Below are 18,509 nucleotides of genomic sequence, written 5' to 3' on the forward strand. Positions count from 1 at the left end.
TGAGTGGTACGGGCGTACCGTGAGGCTGCGTGTCATGACCCCGACCGTCGGCCCCATGCAGGGCGACCACCGTGCCACCTACCGGGAGGTGCTGGCCGAGCCCCGGTTTCGGTTGCTGTTCACGACCCGCGCCGTCGCGATCACCGCGGGTTCGCTGCGGATCACCACGTTCTCGGTGCTGGTCTTCGCGGCCACCGGCTCCGCGTTGCTCAGCGCACTGGCCTTCGGCATCGGCTTTCTCCCGCAGATGTTCGGCTCGCTGCTGCTGGGCTCCCTGGCCGACCGCCTGGCGCCCCGCGCGCTCATCGTCGGCGGCCACGTCCTGGAGTGCGCCGCCGCCCTGCTGCTCGCCCTGGTGCGGCTGCCGATCGCGGCGAGCCTCGGTGTCGTGGCGCTGGTCGCCCTCGCCACACCGGTGTTCGGGGGCGCGTCGAGTCGGCTGGTCGCGCAGTGGCTGACGGGCGACGCCTATGTGCTGGGGCGTTCACTGAACAACATCGCCTCCTCGGGGGCGCAATTGTTCGGTCTGGCGCTGGGAGGTGCGGTCGTCGCGGTGGTCGGGCCGCATCGGGCGCTCGTGGTGAGCGCCGCCCTCTACCTCGGCTGCGCGCTCGCTGTCCGCCTCCGGCTGCCCCGCTTGGAGCCGGGAGACATCGACGGCAGTCCCGGCACTCCCGGCACTGCTCGGGGCGGCGGGGCCGTCCGGGCGAGCCTGCACGGTGTCGGCCTGCTGCTGCGCGGACGCACGGTACGACGACTGATGCTGGCCCAGTGGCTGCCGTCCGGGTTCGTGGCGGGCGCGGAAGGTCTGATCGGCGCCTACGCGGGAGGTCGCCACTTCGCGCCCGGCTGGTACGCGGTACTGATGGGCTGTCTGCCGGTCGGCATGCTCGTCGGCGATCTGCTGGTGGGCCGGTTGCTGCGGCCGCCCACCCGGGAGCGACTGGTGGTCCCGTTGATCGCGCTGACGGGACTGCCGTTGGTCGGTTTCGCCGCCGAGCCCGGCGTGGGCGTCTCGTCCTGTCTGCTGCTGCTCTGCGGCTTCGGACTGGCGTACGGCCTCGGCCTGCAACGGCCGTTCCTGGACGCCTTGCCGCGGAACGGCTAGGGCCAGGCCTTCGGGTTGCTCGGCTCCGGCAGCATGACGGTGCAGGGCGTCGGACCGGCCTGCTTCGGCTCGGTGGCCGCGGGCGTGGGGACGGGTGGCGCGATGGCCCTGGCAGGCGGCGCGGCGGTGCTCACCGCCGGCTGGATGCTGACCTGGCACACGGCCACCTCCCCCGCCCCGCCCTGAACCTGGGGACCGGGGAACAGCCACTCCTGGTAGTACCGGATATGGACCACGAACCATGGAAGGCTCATGTCCCATGATCGATGACTTCGCGAAGGACACTCTGCTTGGGAGACTGCGGCGGGACCGTGAAGCGCTGCTGTGGAAACTCAACGGCTTGTCGGAATACGACGCCCGCCGACCTCTGACAGCGACCGGGACCAATCTCCTCGGCCTCGTCAAACACGTGGCCTCCGTCGAGGCCAGGTATTTCGGCGAGGTCTTCGACCGCCCGTCGCTGGAGCCCCTGCCCCCATGGCAGGACCACGACGGCAGCGATCTGTGGGCGTCCGAGGACGAGAGCCGCGATCAGATCATCGGGTTCTACCTGCGCACGTGGGAACACTCGGACGCGACCATCAACGACCTTTCCCTCGATGCCCCCGGGCACGTGCCGTGGTGGTCGGAGCCGTATCCCAACACGAACCTGTTCGCCGTCATCGTCCACGTCCTCGGCGAGACCATCCGGCACGCCGGGCACGCCGACATCCTGCGCGAGGGTCTCGACGGCCGGACCGGGATGCGCGCCGAGTACGAGCAGCAGATCGACGAGGACGCGCGTGCCGCCTACTGCGCGAAGATCGAGCAGGCCGCCAGGTCGGCCGCGTCCATGGAGTGAGGGTAAGCCACCAGAAGCCGTCAGCCACCCGTACCCGTCCTCGCTCCCAACCGCGCCGTGGTCTCCGTAAGCGACCTGGTGAACGGGTGACTCGGGGCGGTGAGAACTCGTCGAGCCGGCCCCTGCTCGACGAGTTCACCGGCGTCCAGGACGGCGATGCGGTGGGCCAGGGCGGCGGTGTCCAGGTCGTGGGTGATCAGGACGAGGGACAGGTCGTCGCGGTCGTGGAGCAGGGCGGTGAGAAGGCCGAGGAGGCTTCGGCGGGTGATCGTGTCGAGGCCGGAGGTGATCTCATCGCAGATGAGGACACGGGGGCGGGCCAGCAGGGCGCGGGCGAGAGCGGCGCGTTGCAGTTCGCCGCCCGAGAGCCGACCGGGACGGCGGTTGGCGAGGTCTTGGGGCAGGCCCAGATCGGCCAACGTGCTGAGGGCCTCGTTCTCCGCGGCGGAGGTCTCGGTTCCGCGGAGCCGTATCGCCGTGCGGGCGATCTGGTGCAGGACGGGACGGTGTTCGTCGAAGGCGGCGCGGGCATCCTGGAACACGTACTGCACGGCGGCCAGTTGGGTACGGTCGCGGTCGCGCAGACTGCGCGGCAGCGCGGTGCCGTCGAGGAGGAGCTGTCCTGCGTGGCGGCGGTGGAGCCCTGCCAGGCAGCGGGCAAGGGTCGTCTTGCCGCTGCCGGAGCGTCCGACCACGGCCAGGCATTCGCTCGAGTGCAGGTCGAGTTCGGGGATGCGCAGCACCTCGGTAGTGCCGTGCGTGCTGTCACGGTGGTGGGCGGTCAGGTCGCGAATGCGCAGGACGGGGTGGGCGGTTGGGGCCTGCTGTTCCGCGGACGGCAGAGGCAGAATCGGTCCCCGGGTCGGGGGTTGCTGTTCCGTGGGTGAGATGGGTGGGGCTGGTTGCGCGGTTGCGTTTTCCCGTTCCGTGCCCTGCATGGGCGGGACCGGTTGCCCGGTCGCGGTCTCCCCTTCCGCGCCCCGCATGGGCGGCACCGGCTGCCCGGCCGAGACCCCCCGTCCCGCGTACCCCCTGCGCAACGCCGGTCCCCCCGTCGCCCCCCTCCGCTCCGTGAACCGCGCCTGCTCGCCGACTGTGCCTCACAGCACGCGACTTGGGACGCCACCGAAGCGCAGACCTCGGCTCGCTCATCCCTCGACGACCCCGGCGCCCGCGCCGTCCGGCTGCACCTCCACCCCGGGCGAAGAACGCAGTCGGTGCGGGCCCGTGTCGTAGCGCCAGAACGGTCGCACCAGGACCGCGGCGGCCACGACCAGGACCAGGCACAGGAGAGCGCTGCCCGACCAGGCGATGCCCAGCCCCGCGGTGGCCGCCATGGCTCCCGCCCGCAGATCACCCAGCCGGGGCCCGCCCGCGACGACGACGGTGAAGACCCCTTGCAGACGTCCCCGCATGGCATCGGGAGCGCATGTCTGGAGGATGGTCTCCCGGTAGACCGCGCTGACGAGATCGGCGGCACCGGCGCAGGCCAGCAAGGCGGCGGCCCCCCACAGCGAGTACGTGGTTCCCGCGAGGCCGATCGCCACGGCCCAGCCCGCCACAGCCGCCGCCAGCGCCACGCCCTGACGGCGTACCTTGGCGATCCAGCCGCTGAACAGGCCCGCCGCGAGGGATCCGACGGCTATCGAGGCGTAGAGCAGGCCCACGCCACCGTGGAAGCGGGTGTCCGCCACCTGCGGGAAGAGCGCCGTCGGCATGGCCAGCACCATGGCGGCGATGTCGACCGCGAAGGACATCCACAGCACGGCGTTGCCGCCGATGAAGCGCAGTCCGCCCCACACGGAGCGGAGGCCGCTCTGTGCCGCGACCGTGTGGATCGGCTGGACCGAGGGGAGGCGGTACGCCGAGTGCAGCAGCAAGGTGAAGAGGACGGCGTCGACCCCGTACGCCCAGGCGAAGCCGCCCGGCAGGGCGAGGAGGATGCCCGCACAGAGCGGGCCGGCCACCTGGCCGAAGTTCCCGACGGTGAAGTACAGGGTGTTGGCCGCGGGGATCAGGTCGGTCGGAACGATCCGGGGAATGATCGCGCCCCGTGCGGCGGACGACATGGCGAAGGCCGCCGCCTGGGCGGACACCAGCGCGATGATCAACGGCACCGAGCGGACGTCCGCCAGCGCCTGGGCCAGCAGGGCCAGGGTGATCAACCATGTGCCGGCGGAGGCGCACAGGTAGAGCTGACGGCGGTCGACGCGATCGGCGATGGCACCCCCGTACAGGCCGAACACCACGATCGGAAGCAGACCGGCCAGCCCGGTGTAACCGACGTACAAGGACGAGTGCGACAGGGCGTACACCTGAACCGGCACGGTGACAGCGGTGACCATCGTGCCCACGTAGGCGGCGGCCTGGGCGAGCAGGAGGCGCCGAAAGGCGGCCACGGACAAGGGGCGCGGGTCCAGGGCCGCCGCGCGCAACCTCCGCGTCAGACGCCGGGACACCCCGCCCTCGGAGCAGCCGCGCCGGCCCGGCGAGGACGATCGTGCAGGAGGCATGGGCTCACGCTCGCAGGCAGCCATGAAGCCGCGCTTCCGATAATCTGCCGTTCAATGTCGGAGAACAGCCAGCAGGACGCGCGACCGACGAGTACGCGGCACGAACACCTCGCCGGTCAGGTCATCGGCCGCCACCGCCACGCCTTCCACCAACTCATCCACGTCAGCACCGGCGTTCTCGCCGTGCGGACCGGAGAGGCGTCCTGGGTCGCCTCCAACGCCCAGGCGATGTGGATCCCGGCGGACACCTGGCACCAGCACCGGGTCTACGGCCGCAGTCGCGTGCACACCATCGGATTCGCGCCGGAGGACCCTCCGCTGCCGTCCGCCTCGCCCACGGTCGTCTCCGTCGAGCCGTTGCTGCGGGAACTCCTCATCGCCCGCAGCGATCCGAACCTGACGGCGCCGGAGTCGGACCGCCTGGAGGCGGTCATGCGCGACAGGCTGCGGCGCTCACGGTCCCAGCCGCTGACCCTGCCCGCGCCCCAGGACCCCAGACTGGTGCGGGCCTGCGCCCTGGCCGCCGCGGATCTGACGCAGATCCGCACGGCGTCCTGGCTGGCCCGGCAGTCCGGCGTGGGCGAACGCACCCTGGCACGGCTGTTCCGGACCGAGTTCGGCATGACGTACCCGCAGTGGAGAACCACGACCCGGGTGTTCCACGCCATGATCCAGCTCGCCGAGGGAGCCACCGTCACCGAGACCGGACGGCGCTGCGGATGGGCGACGACGAGCGCCTTCATCGACACCTTCACCCGCACCGTCGGCCAGACACCGGGCAGCTACCGGGCCGCGGTGGGTGGGACTCCCGGTCGGACCGCCGTCGGCCGGCCACCTCAAGACGGGGCGCCGCCCGAGCGCGCCCTGTAAGCCTGCGGCAGCAGGCGACGCGCTCCACGCCGCGACGCGGTCAAGCCACGAGCAGGCGCAAGCCGAGGTCCGCCGAGTCGAGGTCGGCGAGGTCGCTGTTGCGGTCGGCCCACCGGCCGGATTCGAGGTCGTCGCCGAGGCGTCGTACCGCCCGCTGCTCGGCGTCAGGCCCGACCCTCGTCCACACCGACATCGCACGGCGCACGTGATCCTCCAGATACGCTCCCGGCCGGCGCCAGTAGGCCTCGAACAGGCCGTCGGCGCAGTCCCACGGGACGGGCACCGGCTCGGCGCGGGCGCCGATCGCGTCGGCCATCCTGCCGAGGGAGGGGAAATCCGCGAGGACGTCGGTGAACTCGGGCAGGTAGTCGCGGGTCAGCCAGAACCGGTCCTGCCATGCGGGCTCGTCGGTGTCGAAGGTGAGCACCACCACGCGCCGGGCCACGCGCCGCATCTCGCGCAGCCCCGCCAGCGGATCCCCCCAGTGGTGCACGGTGGAGACGGCCATCGCGACGTCGAACGAGCGGTCCTCGAAGGGCAGGCTCTCCGCGGTGGCGGCCACGCACGGCGCCGAGCCGGCAGGGCGCTGGTCCCGCATGACGGCCGATGGCTCCACCGCGGTCACGTCGCGATCGGCAGGCTCGTAGGAGCCGGTGCCCGCCCCGACGTTCAACACCCGCTGCGCGTCATCGAGCGCTTCCCAGATCTGCGCGGCGATCCGCGGATCGGTGCGCCGGGTCGCGGTGTAGGCGCCGCCGATCGCGTCGTACAGCCGCGCGCCGAGCATCTCCAGTTGCTCCTCCGGTGTCACTGTCAGTCCCCTCGCCCGTGCCTGGAGTTCCCTGTCGATGGCCGCCACCATGGCGTCGGCACGGTCCCGCCGCTCCAGCAGCAGGCCGCGCAGCCGGCGCAGGTGGGCGACCGTGTCGGCGGCCGGGTCGCCGACCAGTTCCGCGACCTCCCGCAGCCCGAATCCCAGCCGCCGGTAGGCCAGCACCTCCCGCACCTTCTCCACGTCGGCCGCGGAGTAGGCCCGGTACCCGGCCGCGGTCCGAGCCGACGGCCGTACGAGCCCGATCGCGTCGTAGTGATGCAGCGTGCGGACGCTCACGTCGGCCAGCTCGGCCACGCGCCCCACGGTCCAGTGATCATCCACGGCAACGACTATGCAGCCTGACGCCACGTGAGGGTCAAGGGCTCCCCTCACGACGGGAGCCGAACGGGAAGCAGGGGGCCGAGGCGTCCCTCACCGGCCCAGCGTCTCCGTCGCGGCCTCGACGAAGTCGTGGACGAGAGGTGACCGACGGGACGACACCCACGCCAGGGCCACCTGATTGGGACCGAGGTCCGCCACGGGCAGCGGAACGACGTCCGGGCGGGTGTAGAAGGTCGCGGTGGACAACGGGAGCACGCACACACCCGCACCGGAGGCCACCAGCTCCAGCTTCTCCTCCACCTGATGGATGACCGGCACCTCGGGGCGCCGCCCCTCGCGCAGCTCCACGGCCACGTCACGCCACTCGGGCACGGCATCGGGGTCCTGGAGGAGATGCTCGGAGGCGAGATCGCGCACGGTCACCGAGGTGCTGCCCGCCAGGCGGTGCCCTGCCGGCAGCACGACGACCCGGGGCTCCTGGAAGAGCGGTCGCACCTCCAGCCCGCGCTGGTCGATGGGCAGTCGTACGACGCCGATGTCCGCCCGGCCGTCCCGCAGCACGTCCACCTGGTCGTCCCAACTGGTGCGCAGCAAGCGCACGTTGACGCCGGGTCGGCGCGTGGTGAAGGCGGCGGTGGCCGGGGTGACCGTGATGCCGGGCATGAAGCCGACGGTCAGCGTGGGGGTGTCCTGCGTCGCCGCCTTCACCCGCCGCAGAAGTGCGTCGGCCGACGCGAGCAACGGAACGGCGTCCTCCAGCAGTTGCTCCCCGGCCGGCGTGAGCAGCGTGCCGCGCCGGTCGCGGTCGAAGACCGCTGCGCCGAGTTCGTCCTCCAGGCTCCGGATCTGCCGGGACAGCACCGGCTGCGCGATGTGCAGCCGCTCCGCCGCGCGTCCGAAGTGGAGCTCCTCGGCCACCGCCACGAAGTAGCGGAGCTTCCGCAGATCAAGATCCACCCGGACTCACCGCTCACTCTCTCCGAGGCGACGGCCCGTCGGCCGTCCTGAACGACACCGGCTGCGTCCCGCGGGACGACCGGGGCAACCAGTGACGAATCTACCGTTCCGGTCGGCGTCAGCCGCGGCGGCCAGTGTGCATGCCGCGCGGCCGGTCACTCGCCGCCGGCGAGTACCGCCAGCGGGTCCGTGTGCGCCGGGACCCAGCCCAGTTCGGCCTCTGCGCGCGCCGGGGTGAGCTGCTGGTCCAGCGCGAAGGCGTCCGCGATCGGGCCCATCTGCTCGCGGGCCTCCTCCAGGGAGAGGGAGGCGACCTTGCCGTCCAGACCGACGGACCGCGCGATCGCCAGGGCACACTCCCTGGCCGTCGGGTTCACGCCGCCTACGCCGACGTACACCGAACCGGGCTTGGCCTTCAGGGCGGCGGCGTACAGCTCCGCGATGTCGTCGACGTGGACCAGTGCCCAGCGGTTGTGGCCGTCGCCGATGTACGGAACGGCGCCCGCTTCCTTGCCCGGGCCGGCGTAGAAGATGTCGATCAGGCGGTTCTCGCCGCCGTACAGCAGGCCGGGCTGCACCACGACGGGGCGGCCGCCCCGCTGGGCGCGCCGCAGCACGGCCTCCTCGACGGGCTTGCGCCAGGCGACCACCGGCGGCGGGTTCCAGGGGGCGGTCTCGTCCACGACGCCGTCCGTGTCGCCGTAGACCCAGGTGCCGCCGGTGTGGACGTAGGCGCCGGTGCCGATGCCGTCCTGCATGGCGGTGGCGGCCGCGAGGTCCTCGTCCCCGGTCTCGGCCTGCGCCAGGTGGATCACCGCCTCCGCGCGGGCGGCGGCCGCGTTCAGCACCTCCAGGTCCCGCAGCCCGCCGCGCACCGGGGCGGCTCCGAGGGAGGCGACGGTCTCGGCGGCGCGGTCGTTGCGGGCCAGCGCCTCCACGGTGTGTCCGTGGCGGACCAGTGCGCTGATCGTGGCCTTGCCGATGTATCCGGATCCGCCGGTGAGAAAGATCTTCATGGTCAGGGTCTCCTGGCTCCGTGGGTCGATGACTTCGCTGATCAGCCTGCGTCCGGCGGCTGTCCCGCGTCCAAGACCTCTTTGGGCGCCTGTGATACCCGGAGGGCATCAGATCTCGATCTGTCGTGCCACCTTCCCGGCCCTCAGGATTGGACTTGCAAGTCCATTTTTGGTTCCGCACAGTGGCAGAGCCGCCCGGCAGTCCGGGTGGAGCGTGCGGTCCCGGGTGCATCTCCCTTCCGCACGTCTGTTGTTGTCGATCACGAAATGCGGGAGTTCACGATGAGCGGACGGTTGCAGGGCAAGCGGGCACTGGTGACCGGCTCGACGAGCAACCTCGGGCGAGCCATTGCCGAGGCGTTCGGCGCCGAAGGTGCCCACGTCATCGTGTCGGGCCGCAACGCGGAGCGCGGCGGTGAGGTGGTCGAGGGGATCCGCTCCCGCGGCGGGCGCGCCGACTTCGTCCAGGCCGAACTCGACGGCAGCGCCCAGGCGTCGCGGAACCTGGCCGAGCGGGCGTCGGCGGTGCTGGGCGGCGGGATCGACATCCTCGTCAACAACGCGGGGATCTATCCCAGCGACAACACCCCGGGAACCGACGAGAAGACCTTCGACGAGGTCTACGCGGTGAACGTGAAGGCGCCGTTCTTCCTCACCGCAGCGGTCGCTCCCGTCATGGCCGAAGCGGGCGGCGGCGCCATCGTCAACCTGGGCTCCTGGATCGCCCGCCTCGGCATCCCCGTCGGCTCGCTCTACGCCTCGTCCAAGGGCGCCCTGGAGACGTTGACGCGGGCCTGGGCTGCGGAGTTCGGACCGCACGGTGTCCGGGTGAACGCGATTTCGCCGGGAGTCGTCTACGAGGCCACTCCGGGTGAGGACCACCCGGGCGAGATCATGATGAAGGGCACCCCGGCGGACGGCATGGGCTCACCCAGCGCGATCGCTCGCGCCGCGGTGTACCTCGCCAGTGACGAGGCCGAGTTCGTGCACGGCGCCGTGCTCGACGTGGACGGCGGGCGTACGACGGTCGCGGTCATCAGCAGGTAGTTCCTGGGGTCTGCAGGGCGCGGGTTGTGATGCGGGCCGACGACGTGGAGGGCCCGGATGCGTCACGGCAGGCGTACGACATCGGTCTGAAACACCATCACCCGTTCCACGGGCACGCGGCCAACGGGGTCATCTGCACTGTCCGGTACATCGACGAGGTCATGTCTCCCGGGATGGGCCGCCCCCGCCCGGTCGCCGACGGGGGAGTGTCATGACCGGCCGGCGCCGGTCAGCGCCCCAGCGGCACCGAGGGCTCCGTCGACGCGGGGGCCGGAAGCCGGAGACCGGAGACCGGAGGTCACCCTGGACCCCGTCGCCCGCTCAGGGTGCCGTGACCAGCGGTGACTCCCCCCAGTCCACGGTGAGCGTCTGTCGTAGCGCCTCGACGGCTGAGGCGCCGATGCGGTCGGCGAGGACCGACTCGATGACCGCGATGGTGGCCTGGGCCCGTTCGTGGACGCGTCGGCCCTCGGCCGTGGTGCGGATCAGGATCCTGCGGGCCGAGTCGGGGTCGGGGGTCTGTTCGAGCAGGCCCATGCCGATCAGGGCGTGCACCACCTGGTGGGCCGTCTGCCGGGTGACGCCGATGCGGCGGGAGAGTTCCGACACCGTCGTCCCCTCCGGGTCGAGCCGCGCGAACACCGCTGCCTGGGTCGACGTCACCGGCTGCTCGCCCGCCGCCTCCATGCTGGCGAAGAGGGCGTCCTCGAACCAGCGCCGGGATTCGGCGAACAGTTGGGGCAGATTGGCCGCGCGGTGGCTCATGGCTCCCTCAAGGGGTCGGTGACAAGCGGGATTATCCCCTGCTGTCGTGCCCGGCGCCCTCGCCGCCCTGCCGCCGGTCGGCCGGGTCGACGTGTCGCGCGGCCAGGTCGAGGCTCGCGGTGAACCCGAGGCTCGCGTTGAAGCACCGCTCCACGTCCTCGTCCGCAAGCCCCGCCCACAGGTGGTTGCCGCCCCGCACGCTGACGAGTTCGGCGCTCACCCCGGCGCCGTGCAGCGCGGTGACCAGGCGTTCGGCCTGGGCGTGCGGGACGATCACGTCGTCGGTGCCGTGCAGGACGAGGAAGGGCGGTGCGTCCGGTGTGACATGGCTGACCGGACTGGCTTCCCGGACGCGCTCCGGGAGGTCGGTGAGCGCGCCGCCGATCAGCAGGGCCTCGAAGGTGCCGGGGTCGCCCGGGTCGTAGGCGCCCGGCGGCTGGTCCTCGGCCAGGTGGGTGAGGTCGGTCGGCGCGTACCAGGTGACGCAGCCCTGGACGGGGAGGCTGTCGGCCGTGAGGGCGAGGAGTGCCGCGAGGTGCCCGCCGGCCGACTCGCCCCACAGAACAGTGCGGGCCATGTCGAGGCGGAGTTCGGCGGACCTGGCGTGCAGCCAGGTCAACGCGGCGCGCAGGTCCTGGAGTTGACCGGGGTGGGTGACCTCGCCGCTGAGCCGGTAGTCGGGGCAGGCGACGGCGAACCCGGCGCGGACCAGCCGGGCGAAGGGGCCAGGCTGCCAGTCACGGAAGCGGGGGCCGAGGTCCTCGCGCAGGCCGGTGCGCCAGGCGCCGCCGTGCACGAAGACGATCACCGGTACGGGGTCCGGCGTCTCGGTCGGCAGCCACAGATCCATCTCCAGGGGGCGGCTGCCTTCGGGGACGTCGTAGACCGCACCGCGCAGCACCTGTGCTCCCGGGGCGACGGGCGCGGCCGGGGGCAGCGGCAGGCGGGTCGGGTCGGGCGGGGCGAGCAGCTCCACCGGGAAGGGGGCCGGCAGGGACATGGGCAACTCCGGTACGGGAAGTCAGTGGGCGAGGCGGGGGAACAGGGCTCGGGCGTTGGCCGTGGTGAGCGACCTCCACGTGGTGCCGTCCACGGGAGCGGGGGCGCTGGTGAAGGACGCGGCGTGCGCCTCGGCGGCGGGGGCCGGGGTCCAGCAGTAGTCGCTGCCGTAGAGGAGGCGTTCGGGGTCGGCTAGGCCGAGCAGTGCGGGGACCTGACGGGGGAAGGCGGGGCCGGCCAAGTCGTAGTACAGGCGCCGCAGTTGGGCCACCGCGTCCGGTGCGCCCGGCTCGCCCGGCATGAACAGCTTCATGAAGCCGTTGATCCGGTCGGCGAGCACGGGCAGGGCACCGCCGCAGTGCGGGACGATGACCTTCAGCTCGGGATGGCGTTCCAGTGTTCCGGCGAACAGCAGGTCCGTCACCGTGCGGGCGGTGTCGAAGATGAACTCCACCATGGGGCGCGGACGGCCCAGGGCGGACTGCTCCCAGCACACCGGTGAGGTGGGGTGCAGCAGCACGACTGCGTCGCGGCGCGCCAGTTCGGCGAAGACCGGCTCCAGGCGGGGGTCGCCGAGGTACACGCCGTGGGTGTTCGTCTCCAGGACGACGCCGTCCGCGCCGAGTTCGTCGAAGGCGTACGCGATCTCCGCCAGGGCGCCGTCGACGTCGGGCACCGGGAGCGAGGCGAACAGGCCGAAGCGGCCCGGGTGTCGGCGCACGACGTCGGCACCGTCCTCGTTGACCTCGCGGGCCAGACGGCGGGCGGCTTCGGTGTCGCCGAAGAAGACACCCGGCGAGGAGACGGAGAGCAGGGCCGTGGCGATGCCGCTGCGGTCCATCAGCTCCAGGTGGGCCGTCTCGGACCAGGCCGGCCAGGCGGGCACGCCGTCGGGCTGGTGGTGTCCGGCGGCCTTGGCCTGGCGGACGTAGGAGTCGGTGACGAAGTGGGCGTGGACGTCGATGAGTCCGTCAGTGTTCATGGGCGGGGTCCTCGTGCGGGGGCGTGGTGCGGTGCGGGGGAGTGCGCCCTTCCAGCCTGGAGCGGATCGCCGCCGCGGCACGCTCCCCGACGACGATGCCGAACAGGCCGGTGAGGCCCACCAGGGGCGGTGCGGGGGAGTGGATGTCCAGGGCCCAGTAGACGGCGCCCATCAGCAGACCGGCGGCGAAGGAGTACGCGGCGGCGCGGGCGAAGGAGGCGTTCACAGGGCCGCCAGCAGGGCCTGGCCGGCGAGCATGCCCAGCAGTCCGAAGAGGGCGACGGGCGGCGGGGCGGGCGACTTGACCCGCACCACCACGTAGAGCGCGCCCACGACGACGCCTGCCGCCAGCGCCTTCAGGTACGGCATCTCAGCCCTCCGTACGCCATTCGTGACCCGGCAGGAAGCGCACGTCGTACTTCTGCGGGACGGTGGCGAACTTGCTGCCCTCTGGCACGAACGGCCGTGCGGGCAGGGTCAGTTCGTCGGTCGGCGTGCCGAGGTTCTCGAAGAACCGCTCGAAGGTGCCGCCCGGTCCGGCGGCCACGCCGACGATCTGGGTGTGGTGCCGCTCCATGCGGTAGGCGTGCGGGCAGTTCTTCGGGACGAAGCCGAAGTCGCCGGGGGTGAGCAGCTTTTCGTGCTGTTCGCCCTCCAGGTCCTCCACGAAGAGGCGGACCGCGCCCTGGGTGACGTAGAAGACCTCGTAGGTGTCGGGGTGCGAGTGCGCCGGGATGATCTCGCCCTTGGGGCCGTCGCAGGTGAAGAAGTTGAAGGTGTTCTCGGTCTGCTCGCCGCCGGCGTAGACCGTGAAGAGGTCACCGAAGAGGTGGGCCCGGTCCCCGTGGCCCTTCTCGATGAAGTACGGCTTGCCCGGCTCGGGCGGGATGAGGGAGCGGGTGCGGTACTGGGTGGCGTACTCGATGGTCATGCGGAACCTCCGGCTTCGTCGAGAGTTGTGTCAGGCTACCTGACATACGTGGTGAGGGTAAGGCCCTTTCTCGGTGGTTCGCGTGAGCTCGGAGAACGTGAACTCAAGGACTGTGGGCTCAGGGGCTGTGAGCTCAGAGACCGCCGTCGTCGGGGAGAGCGGTACGAGCGAGTCGGTCGGCGTGGGTCCGCACGGCGCCGGTGAGATCCAGCGCGCCCTTGGAGATCACCCACTGGAGCTGGAGGCCGTCGCTGACGGCGATGCACTCGCGCGCCAGGGCGTGGCAGTCGGTGTCCTCGCGCAGAGTGCCCTGGTTCCGGGCGGTGCGCAGCAGGTGGGCCAGTGCGTCCACCGCGCGCTGGTAGCGCTCGGCGAAGAGGGCGTGGGCGGCGCTGTCGGGGTCGGCGGCCTCGGCGAAGGTGAGCACGAACAGCTCGATCAGGCCGGGCTCGGCGAGGTGACGCTCGGTGGCCGCCACCATGGCGCGCAGGATGTCGCGCCCGCTCGCCTCGGCGGGCAGGTGCTCCCACCACTGCGCCTCGGTGGTGAAGCGGTGCTCCATGACGGCCAGCAGCAGGTGCTTCTTGCTGCGGAAGTGGTGCAGCAGGCCGCCCTCGGTGATGCCGACGTCGTCCGCGATGCGGTGCAGCGCGGTGCGGTGGTAGCCCTCCTGTGCGAACCGCTCCGCGGCGGCCTCCACGATCCTCTGCCGTCGGGCTATGCCGACGGAGTAGCTGCCGCGTCGGCCTCGGGCGCTGCTGGTCATGGTGCTCACCGTAGTCATCCCGCGGGGCCGGGAGCTCGGCCGGTGCCTGCCCGGCACCCTCGTGTGGCGTGGATCACTCCGCGAAAACCTAGCGCACTCGGTTTTCGGCTCGCATCATCGTTCGAAATCCCGGCGCGACGGAGCGCCGACCTCTCATCGGAGCGACCATGAACACCTCGCCCGACCCGGCCGCGCTGCCCGCAGCACCCGCCGCGACCGGTGACACCCGTACGACCGGCCCCACGCCGTCCCCCTCCGCGAGCTCCGGCTGGAGCGCCGCGGAACTGCGCCGACTGGCCGCCCTGACCTGGCCGGGCCAGCTCCTCGTCGTGGCCGGAATCGTCGCCGCCAACGCCCAGCCGCAGATCGCCCAGCACTTCCACACGACACAGATCGCCTGGTTCGGCCTGGCGTTCACCCTGGCGACGATCGTGGCCACGCCGTTCGCAGTGCGCCTCGGCGACATGCACGGCAAACGCCGCGTCATGCTCACCCTGGCCGCCGCCGGCCTCGTCGGCGACATCGTCACCGTGGTGGCGCCCACGTACCCGGTGATGGTCCTCGGGCGCGTGATCGGCGGCCTGTACGGTCCCGTCGCGGTCCTCGTCCTCGCCTCGGTCCGCGATCTGTTCCCGCCCCGCAAGGTCGCCATGGCCCTCGGCACCGTGACGGGAGCCGTCGGTGTGCTCAGCCTCCTCGCACCCCTGCTGTCCGGCTGGCTGCTGGACGCCTTCGGATGGCGCGGGGCCCTGTGGTTCCTCGTCGTCTCGACCGTCGCCGCCATCGGTGCGCTGCTCGCCGTGCCCGAGACCCCGCTGCGAGACGTGACCGGACGCCTGGACCGGGCCGGCGCCCTGCTGCTCGGCGGCGGTCTCGCCCTGGTGGTCTTCGCCGTCGGACAGGGCGACGGCTGGGGCTGGACCTCGGCCGGAGTCCTCACGGCGCTCCTCGCGGGCCTGGCCGCACTGGCCGTGTTCGTCGTCGTCGAACTGCGGGTGGCGACACCCATCCTGGACCTGCGCATGCTGGGCCGCCGTTCCGTGGCGACCGTCCTGCTCGGTTCCTCCGTGCCGCAGGCGGCCTTCTTCGCCTCCCAGGCCATCCTGATCTTCCTGGCGCTCTTCCCGCCGATCCCGCACGTCTCCGACGGCCTGGGCTGGTCCACCACCCACTATGCCGTCATCAGCATCCCCGCCGGACTGGTCACCTTCGCCGCCGGCATCGGCGTGGGCCGGGCCGTACGGTCGGTCAGCCCGCGCACCGTCTGGTACTTCGGCCTGACCGTCCTCGCCGTCGGACTCGCCCTCGTCGCCTTCCACCACGACGACGAGGTGCAGATCATCGTCACCGGAGTGGTCATGGGGCTGGGTGGCGGCATCCTGATGGCCGGTCAGCAGACCATGATCGTGTCGGTGGTCTCCGCCGAGGAGCAGGCCGCCGCCAACGGCATGTCCTCGCTGCTCACCCAGGTCTTCCTGGCCCTCACCAACCAGGCGCTGTACACGGTCCTGGCCGGCGACTCCACTGTGCTCGACGGCACCGCCTTCTACCACGACGGTGCCTTCACCCACGCCTACCTGGCGATGTCGGCGATCGTGGCCCTGGGGCTGCTCATCTCCCTCGCCATCCCCCGGCTGGCCCGGCCCGCGGACAGCGCGGCGGCCGACCCGGCCCCCGAGACCGCCCCCTCCGCGTCCGGTTCCCCCGGGCCCGGATCCGCCTGACCGCACGCCCCACCGTCCGGCGGCGGACCGTCACCACCCACGCGATCCGCCGCCGCTCTGCCTCCGAGAGGAACAGCCGTGTCCCGCGCCTTCCCCCACTCCCTGCGCATCGAGCACCTCGACAGGCCCCTCGGCATCGGCATCCCCCGCCCCCGACTGTCCTGGAGACTGCCGAACGGCGCCCGTACGCAGCTCGCGTACCGCCTCCAGGCAGGCGACCGGCACACCGGCCGGGTGAGCTGGGATCCGGGCCGGGTGGACTCCGCCGCCACCACCTACGTCCGCTACGAGGGTCCCGAGCCCGGCTCGGCCACCCGGACGTGGTGGCGCGTCAAGGTGTGGACCGACCTCGGCGAATCCGACTGGTCCGAGGTTTCCTGGTGGGAGACCGGCCTGCTGGAACCGCACGCGTGGCAGGCCCGCTGGATCGAACCGGCCGAGGCGGAACCGGCTCCGGCCGGTCACCGTCCCGCCCACCTCCTGCGTCACACCTTCGACCTCGACAAACCCGTCCGGCAGGCCCGCCTGTACGCGACCGCCCACGGTGTCTACGAGGCGTTCCTGAACGGCCGGCGCGTCGGGGACAGCGAGCTCGCCCCGGGCTTCACCGCCTACCGCTCCCGCCTGCAGGTGCAGACCCACGACGTCACGGACCTGCTCAGCCCCGGCCGCAACACGCTCGGAGCGGTGCTCTCCGACGGCTGGTTCCGCGGCCGTCACGGTTTCGTCCGCGAGGCCGACGGCTTCGGCACCCGCACCGCACTCCTCGCCCAGCTCGTCGTCACGCACGAGGACGGCACCACGTCCGTACTGGGCACCGGCCCGGGATGGCGCAGCGCACCGGGACCCGTCACCGCGGCCGACCTCATGGACGGGCAGGAGACCGACCTGCGCGCCCATGACCCGCGATGGGCGACGCCCGCGTACGACGACCGTCTCTGGGAGAAGACGGACGTCGCCGACGGCGGACTCTACGACGACCTCACCCGCCTGACCGGCCCCGTGGCCCCACCGGTGCGCCGCGTCGAGGAGATCCGGCCGGTGTCGGTCCACCGCCTGTCCACCGGGCGGCACGTGGTGGACCTGGGGCAGAACATCAACGGCTGGGTACGGCTGACGCATCTCGGCCCGGCCGGCACCCGCCTGACCCTGACCCACGGCGAGGCCCTCGACGCGGACGGCGATGTGACGACGGAGAACATCCGCGCCTTCGACTTCGCCACCCGCCGCCCCCTGCCCGCAGGCCAGGTGGACAGGGTGATCTCGGCCGGCCGCCCCGGTGAGGTCTTCGAACCCCGCCACACCACCCACGGATTCCGCTACGTCCGCGTCGAAGGCCACCCCGGCCCCCTGACCGCCGACGACGTCACCGGAATCGTCGTGCACACCGACATGACCCGCACCGGCTGGTTCACCAGCAGCGACGAGCGCCTCAACCGCCTCCACGAAGCCGCCACCTGGAGCCTGCGCGGCAACGCCTGCGAGGTGCCCACCGACTGCCCCCAACGCGAACGCGCCGCCTGGACCGGCGACTGGCAGGTCTTCGCCCCCACAGCGGCCTTCCTCTACGACGTCGCCGGCTTCACCACGAAATGGCTGCGCGACCTGGCCGCCGACCAGTGGGCCGACGGCACCGTCCCCAACTTCGTGCCCGACCCCGCCGACGAGAGGGCCCGCCGTGCCTCCGCCGAGGGCGGCATGAACGGCTCGGCCGGCTGGGGCGACGCCGCCGTGATCGTCCCCTGGGAGATGTGGCGCGCCTACGGCGACCTCGACCTGCTGCGCAGCCAGTACCCCTCGATGCGCGCCTGGGTCGAGCACGCGGCCGACCAGGCCCGCACCCGCCGCCACCCCGATCGCGCCGCGGCCCACCCCATCGCGGCACCGCACGAGGAGTTCCTCTGGGACACCGGCTTCCACTTCGGCGAGTGGCTCGAACCCGGCGTCACCCCCGACCTGGACCCCACCCGCGACCGCGGTGACGTCGCCACCGCCTACCTGCACCGATCGGCCGACCTGCTCGCCCGCACCGCCACCCTGCTCGGCCACCGCGACGACGAGGCCCGCTACCGCCACCTCGCCGACGGCGCCCGCCACGCCTGGCAGACCGAATACCTCACCCCCCAGGGCACGACCCGCCCCGACACCCAGGCCACCCTGGTCCGCGCCCTCGCCTTCGGTCTCGTCCCCGCGCACCTGCGCCCCCGCGCCGCCGCCCGCCTCGCCGTTCTCGTCCGCGCGGCCGGCACCCACCTGACCACCGGCTTCCTCAGCACCGGCCTGCTGCTCCCGGTCCTCGCCGACCACGGCCACATCGACCTCGCCTACGCCCTGCTCCAGCAGACCACCCCGCCCTCCTGGCTCGCCATGATCGACCGCGGTGCGACCACCATCTGGGAGGACTGGCAAGGAACCGACGAACAGGACCACCCCCATATGTCGTACAACCACTACAGCAAGGGTGCCGTCGTCTCCTTCCTCCACCAGTACACCGCCGGCATCCGGCTGCCCGAGACCCCGGACGCGACAGCCGCCGGATACCGCCGCTTCCTCATCGCCCCCCGCCCCGGCGGCGGCCTCACCTCCGCCTCCGGCCGCCATGACTCGCTGCACGGCACCATCACCAGTCACTGGTGGCTCGACGGCGGCCACCTCACCCTGAACGTCGGCATCCCACCCGGCACCGAAGCGGAGATCCGCCTGCCGGGAACCGAGCCCACGACCGCGACTCCCGGCACCTGGACGTACACCGTCCCCTGGCCGCCTCAGGGGCGGTGAACGGCGGTCACGAGGCGGGCCGGTCCGGGACTCTCGCTCATGCCCGGCAGGGCGCC

Annotated in this window: 16 protein-coding genes and 2 pseudogenes; 6 read left to right on the forward strand and 12 right to left on the reverse strand. The window is 72.1% G+C overall.

All coding sequences use genetic code 11. From position 1 onward, the window contains the following. Window positions 1-34 precede the first annotated feature (34 nt). Window positions 35-1,294, forward strand: a pseudogene (locus ACZ66S_RS35550) (MFS transporter). 73 nt (window positions 1,295-1,367) lie between these two features. Continuing rightward, window positions 1,368-1,949 (forward strand): DinB family protein, encoded by a 582-nt coding sequence (locus tag ACZ66S_RS35555; protein ID WP_469905688.1) that lies wholly within the window; start codon window positions 1,368-1,370, stop codon window positions 1,947-1,949. 20 nt (window positions 1,950-1,969) lie between these two features. Here the strand turns inward: ACZ66S_RS35555 and ACZ66S_RS35560 are convergent. Together ACZ66S_RS35560 and ACZ66S_RS35565 are read right to left on the reverse strand one after the other, a co-directional pair. Further along, window positions 1,970-2,776, reverse strand: a pseudogene (locus tag ACZ66S_RS35560) (ATP-binding cassette domain-containing protein); the annotation flags it as partial. 321 nt (window positions 2,777-3,097) lie between these two features. Then, window positions 3,098-4,462 carry an MFS transporter gene (locus ACZ66S_RS35565; RefSeq protein ID WP_469905689.1) on the reverse strand — a complete coding sequence of 455 codons (1,365 nt, stop codon included), beginning with the start codon at window positions 4,460-4,462 and terminating at the stop codon, window positions 3,098-3,100. Window positions 4,463-4,516: 54 nt separating this feature from the next. On the opposite strand from ACZ66S_RS35565, the gene ACZ66S_RS35570 reads away from it, so the two are divergent. Then, window positions 4,517-5,332, forward strand: coding sequence for an AraC family transcriptional regulator (locus ACZ66S_RS35570; RefSeq protein WP_469905690.1), 816 nt, complete (start codon window positions 4,517-4,519; stop codon window positions 5,330-5,332). A 40-nt stretch (window positions 5,333-5,372) separates the two neighbouring features. Here ACZ66S_RS35570 and ACZ66S_RS35575 read toward each other — a convergent pair whose 3' ends face one another. The 3 genes from ACZ66S_RS35575 to ACZ66S_RS35585 form a co-directional block, all read right to left on the reverse strand. Continuing rightward, entirely contained in the window at window positions 5,373-6,470 is a 1,098-nt protein-coding gene (locus tag ACZ66S_RS35575; RefSeq protein ID WP_469905800.1) for a MerR family transcriptional regulator, read from the reverse strand. Window positions 6,471-6,578: 108 nt separating this feature from the next. After that, window positions 6,579-7,445: a LysR family transcriptional regulator gene (locus ACZ66S_RS35580; protein WP_469905691.1), complete on the reverse strand. Its 867-nt coding sequence runs from the start codon at window positions 7,443-7,445 to the stop codon at window positions 6,579-6,581. A 155-nt stretch (window positions 7,446-7,600) separates the two neighbouring features. Beyond that, complete coding sequence (locus ACZ66S_RS35585) at window positions 7,601-8,461, reverse strand: NAD-dependent epimerase/dehydratase family protein (protein WP_469905692.1); 861 nt, start codon at window positions 8,459-8,461, stop codon at window positions 7,601-7,603. A 282-nt stretch (window positions 8,462-8,743) separates the two neighbouring features. Between ACZ66S_RS35585 and ACZ66S_RS35590 the strand changes: the two genes are divergently transcribed. Continuing rightward, window positions 8,744-9,508: an SDR family NAD(P)-dependent oxidoreductase gene (locus ACZ66S_RS35590; RefSeq protein ID WP_469905693.1), complete on the forward strand. Its 765-nt coding sequence runs from the start codon at window positions 8,744-8,746 to the stop codon at window positions 9,506-9,508. A gap of 321 nt (window positions 9,509-9,829) precedes the next feature. Here ACZ66S_RS35590 and ACZ66S_RS35595 read toward each other — a convergent pair whose 3' ends face one another. The 7 genes from ACZ66S_RS35595 to ACZ66S_RS35625 form a co-directional block, all read right to left on the reverse strand. After that, on the reverse strand, window positions 9,830-10,273 hold the full coding sequence (locus tag ACZ66S_RS35595) for a MarR family winged helix-turn-helix transcriptional regulator (RefSeq protein ID WP_469905694.1): 444 nt from the start codon (window positions 10,271-10,273) through the stop codon (window positions 9,830-9,832). Between the two features lie 31 nt (window positions 10,274-10,304). Further along, window positions 10,305-11,273: an alpha/beta hydrolase fold domain-containing protein gene (locus tag ACZ66S_RS35600; protein WP_469905695.1), complete on the reverse strand. Its 969-nt coding sequence runs from the start codon at window positions 11,271-11,273 to the stop codon at window positions 10,305-10,307. A 21-nt stretch (window positions 11,274-11,294) separates the two neighbouring features. Beyond that, window positions 11,295-12,254: an amidohydrolase family protein gene (locus ACZ66S_RS35605; protein ID WP_469905696.1), complete on the reverse strand. Its 960-nt coding sequence runs from the start codon at window positions 12,252-12,254 to the stop codon at window positions 11,295-11,297. Next, window positions 12,244-12,480 (reverse strand): DUF1427 family protein, encoded by a 237-nt coding sequence (locus ACZ66S_RS35610; protein WP_469905697.1) that lies wholly within the window; start codon window positions 12,478-12,480, stop codon window positions 12,244-12,246. The genes ACZ66S_RS35605 and ACZ66S_RS35610 overlap by 11 nt, the downstream gene beginning before the upstream one ends. Continuing rightward, complete coding sequence (locus ACZ66S_RS35615; RefSeq protein ID WP_365462569.1) at window positions 12,477-12,623, reverse strand: DUF1427 family protein; 147 nt, start codon at window positions 12,621-12,623, stop codon at window positions 12,477-12,479. The genes ACZ66S_RS35610 and ACZ66S_RS35615 overlap by 4 nt, the downstream gene beginning before the upstream one ends. A gap of 1 nt (window position 12,624) precedes the next feature. Continuing rightward, window positions 12,625-13,185 (reverse strand): quercetin 2,3-dioxygenase, encoded by a 561-nt coding sequence (locus ACZ66S_RS35620; protein WP_469905698.1) that lies wholly within the window; start codon window positions 13,183-13,185, stop codon window positions 12,625-12,627. A gap of 133 nt (window positions 13,186-13,318) precedes the next feature. Further along, window positions 13,319-13,951: a TetR/AcrR family transcriptional regulator gene (locus ACZ66S_RS35625; RefSeq protein WP_469905699.1), complete on the reverse strand. Its 633-nt coding sequence runs from the start codon at window positions 13,949-13,951 to the stop codon at window positions 13,319-13,321. 167 nt (window positions 13,952-14,118) lie between these two features. On the opposite strand from ACZ66S_RS35625, the gene ACZ66S_RS35630 reads away from it, so the two are divergent. Together ACZ66S_RS35630 and ACZ66S_RS35635 are read left to right on the forward strand one after the other, a co-directional pair. Continuing rightward, complete coding sequence (locus ACZ66S_RS35630; protein ID WP_469905700.1) at window positions 14,119-15,675, forward strand: MFS transporter; 1,557 nt, start codon at window positions 14,119-14,121, stop codon at window positions 15,673-15,675. Between the two features lie 78 nt (window positions 15,676-15,753). After that, window positions 15,754-18,453 carry an alpha-L-rhamnosidase gene (locus ACZ66S_RS35635; protein ID WP_469905701.1) on the forward strand — a complete coding sequence of 900 codons (2,700 nt, stop codon included), beginning with the start codon at window positions 15,754-15,756 and terminating at the stop codon, window positions 18,451-18,453. The last annotated feature ends 56 nt before the right edge of the window (window positions 18,454-18,509 follow it).

The organism is Streptomyces sp. NPDC107471 (genome assembly GCF_055582845.1).